This window comes from Maricaulis maris, from assembly GCF_003634045.1.
GTDB classification, from domain to species: domain Bacteria; phylum Pseudomonadota; class Alphaproteobacteria; order Caulobacterales; family Maricaulaceae; genus Maricaulis; species Maricaulis maris.
The window spans coordinates 571,165-578,831 of sequence record NZ_RBIM01000002.1 but is presented as its reverse complement, the minus strand read 5'-3'; the positions used below and the strand labels follow the sequence as shown (position 1 = coordinate 578,831).

The following is a 7,667-nucleotide window of genomic DNA, read 5'->3' as shown; positions in this document are numbered from 1 at the left end:
CCCCTAGCGCCGATGGTACTGCGTCTTAAGGCGTGGGAGAGTAGGTCGCTGCCCGGTCTGCACGATAGATCCAATATCCTCCACAAATATCAAAATACAAATCGCCCCCGAGCCAAATGGCCGGGGGCGCTTTTGTGTCCGGATCCAGGCCCGGAACAAAGCCCCGTCACGCAACGTCTCCAATTGCTCAAGCTGACCCAGCCCCGTGATCCGGGCCGATTGACCCAGCCCCGTGAATTCCGGCCAGGGGATGGTAGAGTCCATCGAAGAGTGCTCTGCCCCCAGGAAACTAGATCGTTTTGGATTGGAGTTTTCCGGTAGTCTGGAAGCAGGCTGGGTCAGAACCTCAAATCTCGCGATCGAAGTGACAAGCGCTCGTAGTTCGCGCACCCGGCGCGTAACCGTCCATAAATCCCTTGTCAGCCAGCGGGCCGTATCCGGTTCTTGAGGTCAAGGGCGCCGCAGGCGCCGCTCCGCGGGCATGCCCCTTGGGCTCAAGAACCGGATACGGCGAACTCCCGGCAAGGGATGTATGGCCGGGCGTGCGAAGCGCGCGCCGCATCTACCCCCAAACCCGCACCTGCCGGCCGCTGCGCGCGCTGGTGGCCAGGGAGGTGCGGCGGGGTCCGGTGCGGAGACTGTCCGGTGCCCCATCCAAAAGCAGACACCGGCTGGACGGGGGCGGGCCGATCCTTGTCCGGCCCGGCAATCGACATGTGCCGGTCTTTTACCGCCAGGCTCACGCCTTCGCGGCTTCCTTCGGCAATTGCATGCCATGGATCAGGCGCAGCTTGTTGCGCATGGGGGCGAAGGGCAGGAGGGCCATCTGGATGCGCTGGCCCAAGCTGAGCCCGGCGAGCAGGGTGAGCTTGCCTTTTAGCATGCCGCGATAGCCGGTCCGGGCGACGTCATGTGCGGTGAAGGTGCGGTCAAACAGGGGATTGCCCTGCAGGCCGGCGACATCGCGAAACTCCGTCGCCGTGGAACCGGGCAAAAGCGCCGTCGACGTGACGCCGTATTGGCGCGCCTCCTGGTCAATCGCATTGGAAAAATACGTCACGAAGGCCTTCGACGCGTAATAGACAGCCTGGCCCGGCCCGGGCACGAGGGAGGCGATGGACGACACGTTGAGGATCCGGCCCGAACCGCGGGCGATGAAGTCCGGCAGGAAGAGATGCGTCAGCTTGGCCAGGGCGGTGATATTGACCGCGATCATGCTTTCATGACGCGACCAGTCCATCTGGTCATAGCGGCCGAGGCCGCCGAAACCGGCATTATTGATCAGGTAGTCGATCTCGATACCGGCTGCCTTGACCGCGTCGTAAATCGCTGCAGGGGCGAGAGGATCGGTCAGATCCCCGGCGATTACGGTGACCGTGACCTTATGGGCGGCCTCCAGCTCCGCCTTGAGCGCGTCGAGCCGATCGGTCCGCCGGGCGGTGATTACGAGGTCGCCGCCGCGCGCAGCGTGAATGCGGGCCAGTTCCAGGCCGATGCCCGATGAAGCACCGGTGATCAGGGCGGTGGGTTTGGATTTGGTCATGGCAATCGATCTCCGAATGGCGCCGGTATCAAGGGGGCAGGACTTATGCGAGTTGGACAATTATTGTACTAAATGTAAATTTCTTTGGCGTCAATTGACGAATTTTGTCTGTTTTGTATAAGGCGAGCATGGCCCATCTGACCGACCGCGACCCGACCTATCTGCGCGTGCTCGAGGCCTTCGGCCATTACGGCTTTCGCAAGGCCTCGATGGATGATCTGGCCCGTGCGGCCGGGGTGTCTCGCCAGACGCTGTACAACCGGTTTGGCGGCAAGGAGGGCGTGCTCGACTGGGCCATTGATGGCTATGTCACGCAAAGCGAGGCGGCGGCGCTCGCCGCGCTGGACGGTAAACCGGCCGACCTCGCCTCCCGCCTGACCGGGTTCTTTGCCCAATGGCTGGGCTCGAGCGTTGAATTCCTGAGGACGGCGCCGCATGGCGCGGAAATCTTCGAACTCGGCAAACAGGCGCGTGCCCGTCTTCGCCCCGATCCGGACGAGGCCTGCACCACCGCGCTGGTGGCCGCGCTGGAAGGCGAGGGCCGGTTTGGTCACGAGGCCGCCCGCGAGGCCGGCTATGTCATGATGATGGCGTCCAAGGGCCTGCTTCTGGGCGCTCGGGACACCGACGCCTACGCCGCCGGCATGCGCCGGGTGATCGGATTTCTGCTGGCCGCGCGCGTCTGATCGGCCTGGCTTCAAAACCGACTTCCAGCCCGGCGCGGACGAAATGCGCCAACGATTACTGATTGGCTCCCCCCCCGCCCGGGCGCAAACCCCACCACAAACCGCCTGCGGATACGGTCCCCTGCTGACACGCGATCCATGGCCGGTTCCGCGCTAGGGTCCGGACGTCACACAGCGTGGCACAGGACGGGTCTCATACGGCCCAAGCCCATTGGCCCGTCCACCAAGCCCTCCAACCTCGCCCGGCAAAAAAAAGGGGGCGGACCCGGCAGGTCCGCCCCTTTTCAGTCTTGGTCAGTCCGGTCGGGTGCTAATTCACATCAAACCGGTCAGCTTCCATCACCTTGGTCCAGGCGGCGACGAAATCCTTGACGAATTTCGCTTCATTGTCGTCCTGGGCATAGACCTCGGCATAGGCCCGCAGGATGGAATTCGAACCGAAGACCAGGTCGGCCCGGGTCGCAGTCCATTTGGCTTTGCCCGTGGCGCGGTCACGGATCTCATAGGTCGATTTGGACACGGGCACCCATGAATAGGCCATGTCGGTCAGGTTGACGAAGAAGTCGGTCGTCAGCTGGCCTTCGCGGTCGGTGAAGACGCCATGCTTGGTGCCACCATGATTGGTGCCCAGCACCCGCATCCCGCCGACCAGGACGGTCATTTCCGGTGCGGTCAGGCCGAGGAGCTGGGTCCGGTCGAGGAGCATTTCCTCGGGCGTGACGACATAATCCTCCTTGGCCCAGTTGCGATAGCCGTCAGCGAGCGGTTCCAGCGATTCAAAGCTGTCGCCATCGGTCATCGCATCCGTGGCGTCACCGCGGCCCGGCGTGAAGGGCACAGCAGCGGAATGACCGGCCGCCTTGGCCGCCTGTTCGATACCGACATTGCCGGCCAGCACGATGATGTCCGCGACACTGGCGCCGACCTTGTTGGCGATCGGTTCAAGCACGCCGAACACACGGGCCAGACGGTCCGGCTCATTGCCCTCCCAGTCCTTTTGCGGGGCCAGGCGGATGCGGGCGCCATTGGCGCCGCCGCGCTTGTCCGAGCCGCGGAAGGTGCGGGCGCTGTCCCAGGCCGTGGTGACCATGTCGGACACGGAAAGACCACTGTGGGCGATCGCTTTCTTCGCGGCTTCGACATTCCAGCCCGTCGGGCCGGCCGGGATAGGATCCTGCCAGACCAGGTCTTCTTTCGGGACGTCCGGACCGAAATAATTGGCGCGGGGACCCATGTCGCGGTGGGTCAGCTTGAACCAGGCGCGGGCGAAAGTGTCCTTGAAATAGGCCGGATCGGCCATGAATTTCTCGCAGATGGCGCGATAGTCGGGGTCCATTTTCATGGCCATGTCGGCATCGGTCATCATTGGCATGCGGCGCACGGAAGGGTCGGTCGCATCGACCGGCATGTGTTCTTCCTTGATGCCGACAGGCTGCCATTGATTGGCCCCGGCAGGGCTCTTGGTCAGCTCCCACTCATAGCCGAAGAGGAGTTCGAAATAGCCCATGTCGAATTGGGTCGGATTGGTGGTCCAGGCGCCCTCAATCCCGGAGGTGACCGCATTGGTCGCCTTGCCATCGAGGTTCGGGTTGAGCCAGCCAAAGCCCTGATTCTCGATCTCACCGGCCTCGGGCTCGGCGCCAAGCGCGCCAGCATCGCCATTGCCGTGTGCCTTGCCGACGGTGTGGCCACCGCAGGTGAGGGCGGCGGTTTCGGCATCATCCATGGCCATGCGGGCGAAGGTCTCGCGCACCTGGCCGGCGGTCTTGAGCGGGTCAGGTGTCCCGTTCACGCCTTCCGGATTGACATAGATGAGGCCCATCTGCACGGCGGCGAGCGGGTTTTCCATCGTGTCGGGCTTGCCGACATCCTCATAGCGATTGTCGGACGGCGCCAGCCATTCCTTTTCGGCACCCCAATAGGTGTCGATCTCCGGATGCCAGATATCCTTGCGGCCAAAGCCGAAGCCGAAGGTCTTCAAGCCCATATTTTCATAGGCGATCGTGCCGGCCAGCAGGATCAGGTCGGCCCAGGAGATGGCATTGCCGTATTTCTTCTTGAGCGGCCACAGGAGGCGGCGCGCCTTGTCCAGATTGCCATTGTCCGGCCAGGAATTGAGCGGCGCGAAGCGGATATTGCCGGCACCGCCGCCACCACGACCGTCGGCGAGGCGGTAGGAACCGGCCGAGTGCCAGGCGAGGCGGATCATCAGGCCGCCATAATGGCCATAATCGGCCGGCCACCAGTCCTGGCTTTCGGTCAACAGGGCGTGCATGTCCTTTTTGAGGGCTTCCACGTCCAGCGATTTGAGCGCTTCGTGATAGTCAAAATCCGGCCCCATCGGGTCCGGCTTTTGGTCATGCTGGTGCAGGATGTCGAGATTGAGCGCGCGCGGCCACCAGGCCATGACGCTGCTGCCGGTGCCGGTATTGCCACCATGCATGACGGGGCATTTGCCGCCGCTGTTCGGATCATTGCCGTCCATGGTCTTCCTCCCAATCGATAACTGCTGTGCCGATCCCGCGGACCGGGATCGCAATGGAAGGTTTATCCCAGATGGAGGGGTATTGATCCAATCGATTTATTCATGGTTCAGTATAGAAGTTTTCACTATTGACCGCGTGGAAAGTGGGGCCTGGCACCAATAATTTCGTCACCAATTATGGTGAGCGCCCGCTTTTTGGGGCGCGCATACGATGAATGTCGTATTCAAATTTTTTGGCCCCGGACTAGCCTGCCGGCGTTATTTGCCAGCGGGGGACGTCATGTCGAGTGTTTTCAGGAAATTTCTCGCGGCGCCATGCCGGTGGTTGACTGGATGTACGGGGCTCGCTCTGGCGGCGCTGGCACAATCGGGTGCGCAGGCGCAATCTATCGACCTGGACGAGCTCGTAGTGACCTATGTCGGCTCAGCTGAGGTCGGCAATGGCAACACCTACCGTGTCGACTATCTCTGGGTCCATTCACCGTATGAGCCGGAACGGCTCGGGCAGTGTGTCCAGCAGATCGTGCGCCCGGCGCGTGGCCTTGAGTATCTGCTGGGAGACTGGGTCGCGGTGGATATTCCGCACCAGACCTGGAATGCCGATTGCAACCGTGATGCGGCGGGGACGGTCCAGGACGGGCTGGCGCCTTGGGAGAATATCGGCGATGTGTCGCTGCATGACGAGCAACGCGTCAACCGGAACCCGACGCCGGGGGCCGGACTCTTTGCTGGCCGCCCCTCGCAGGCACCCTTGTCGGTCGTCGCCGACAAGCCGGTCCTCGACGCGACCGGTGAAGCGCTGACGATCGCCGACGGTGAACGCGTTGTGGATGGTTATGAGCTGTTTGAAAGCGCCACTGTGGATGCGGACGGACGTCTGAATATTACTTTGGACGGCTTTCTGGAGCTGGAAGACGGGCTGACTCTGGAGGGCGGCGAAGTCTATCTCGACGGTATTTTGCTGGCCGAGGCCATGACCCTGAATGGCGGGCGCTTCACGGTTGCCGAGGAGGGGCTCTATTTCGACTATTCGGCGGATTATGAAGGCGGTATCACGCTGAACAGCGGCGAGCTGGTCATTCTCGGCGGCCTCCTGACCGACTGGCTGATGCAGACTGATGGTTCGACCTATGTCGGGCCGGACGGCGTGTATTTCGATTGGGAAGGGGCCGTGATCAATGGTGGTGCCCTGCAGATCGCCGGCATCTTTGATACCGATACCTTGCTGCAGACCGGGGGCTCAACCTGGGTCGAGCCGGGCGGCTTGCTCTACGTCGCCTCCGGTGAAACCTTCCTCATGAATTCCGATATCCGCGTTGATGGCTTGCTCGACACGGTCGATCTCTATTTGAGCAATACGGACCTGTCCGGCAGCGGCGCGATCTTTGCGGGCGGGAATACCGTGATGTTTGGCGGTTCCATCCGCCCGGGGAGGCTGGACGGTGTGGGCGGCGAAGCCCTCTATCTGGAAAGCGACCTATTCCTGCGGGACGGTGTGATCGAGGTCGATCTGTCGGCTGAGGGCATTGATACCCTGATGGTCTATGGCAGCGCCGATATCGACGCTGAAATCCGTCTTAATCTGGACCCGAACTACCAGCCCTTGCGCGGATCGCGTTTCACGGTGGTTGAGACGGCCTTCGGTGTTGCCAGCAATAATTCCAGCCTGACTGCGCCTTCGCCCTCGCCGGTTTTGTCCTATGTTCTGGGCGTGACTGACAGCGCAATCGGTGTGGAGCTGCAAGCTGCGCCGTACGCGTCTTTTGCCGGATCCGATCAGCAAAGGGCGGTGGCCACGGCCCTCGACGCAGCCTTGTCGGGCGGGGCCAGCGATGCCGGTCTGCAGGAATTGGCGCACGCGCTGGATTACCGCCCGGATCTGGCCAGTCTTCAAGACGCCCTGCAAAGCGCGTCTCCAAGCGACACATTTGCGATGGACCGGCTCGGCTTCGGCATCAGCCGGGCCATGGCGGATCTGGTCTCGCAACGTGGCTCGCTGGCGCGCGACGCGGCGGGTGCGGGTGAGGCGGGTGTGGCCTTGAGCGAACGGGCCACGGCCTATTTCGATCTGCGCCAGCAATGGGGCAGCACGCGGCTGCCCAATGACCGCTTTGACATCCAGGAGCGGCATGGCGCGCTGGGCATTGATTTCCGGCTCTCGCAACACGGGATGGTCGGGGCTGCTTTCAGCTTTTCGGACTATGGCGCAGGCCGGGATGGCGGTTATGTCCAGGGGGAGGCGGTCACGCTGTTGGGATATGTCAGTCTCGCCAAAGACTCTTGGTACGGGCAGGCTTATGCCGCAAACAGCTGGCTCGATTTTGATCTGAGCCGTCGATTGGTCGTTCGGGATGCAATCGACGTCGCTCAGGCGGGTGTCGAGGCAGACCAGTTCAGCGCCGGGTTCGAAATGGGGGCGGCCATGGATCTGGGGGCTGTGTCGGTCGGACCGGTCTTTCAGGTCCAGCATGGGCGGGCCCGGTTTGACAGCTATACTGAGCAGGGCTCGGGTGCCTTTGATGCCCATCTGGCAGGGCGCGATGCTGACGAGACCCTTGTCGGGCTGGGTGGCCGTGTCGATGGCCGCCACGCGACCGCGCTGGGTGTCCTGGAATTACAGGGTGAGCTGGGCTGGTACCAGGACATGTCAGCCGGCAATGCACTGGCCTATGCGGATCTGGAGGGCGCACCATCGGCGCAATTCCAGGTGCCGAATACGTCGCATGATGATGGCTTTGCCGCTCTGGATCTGGGTGTCCGCCTGAAACCGAATGCACTGACGGTCATTGCGGTCAGTCTCAACGCGGATTTCGGCCGCGGATCCGATCCGCGCCATGGCGCGCAGCTGAGTATCAGCCGGCGCTTCTGACGCCCGTCGCCTGACGCGGACGTTTTGCATTGCCCTGCGTGCGCGGTTCTGCAGCGTTGCGACCGGTTCCTGTCGGCGTGGTGG

General features: G+C 62.6%; 4 protein-coding genes. 2 read left to right on the top strand and 2 right to left on the bottom strand.

What is annotated here, in order from left to right:
* Positions 1–739: 739 nt before the first annotated feature.
* Positions 740–1,543: an SDR family NAD(P)-dependent oxidoreductase gene (locus C7435_RS05960; protein WP_121210383.1), complete on the bottom strand. Its 804-nt coding sequence runs from the start codon at positions 1,541–1,543 to the stop codon at positions 740–742.
* 128 nt (positions 1,544–1,671) lie between these two features.
* On the opposite strand from C7435_RS05960, the gene C7435_RS05955 reads away from it, so the two are divergent.
* The gene (locus C7435_RS05955; RefSeq protein ID WP_075189458.1) at positions 1,672–2,229 is read left to right on the top strand and encodes a TetR/AcrR family transcriptional regulator; all 558 of its coding nucleotides are present in this window, start codon (positions 1,672–1,674) and stop codon (positions 2,227–2,229) included.
* Positions 2,230–2,539: 310 nt separating this feature from the next.
* On the opposite strand, the gene katG is transcribed toward C7435_RS05955, so the two are convergent.
* Entirely contained in the window at positions 2,540–4,714 is a 2,175-nt protein-coding gene (gene katG, locus C7435_RS05950) for a catalase/peroxidase HPI (protein WP_121210382.1), read from the bottom strand.
* 325 nt (positions 4,715–5,039) lie between these two features.
* Between katG and C7435_RS05945 the strand changes: the two genes are divergently transcribed.
* Positions 5,040–7,583 (top strand): autotransporter outer membrane beta-barrel domain-containing protein, encoded by a 2,544-nt coding sequence (locus tag C7435_RS05945; protein WP_147422635.1) that lies wholly within the window; start codon positions 5,040–5,042, stop codon positions 7,581–7,583.
* Positions 7,584–7,667: the final 84 nt, after the last annotated feature.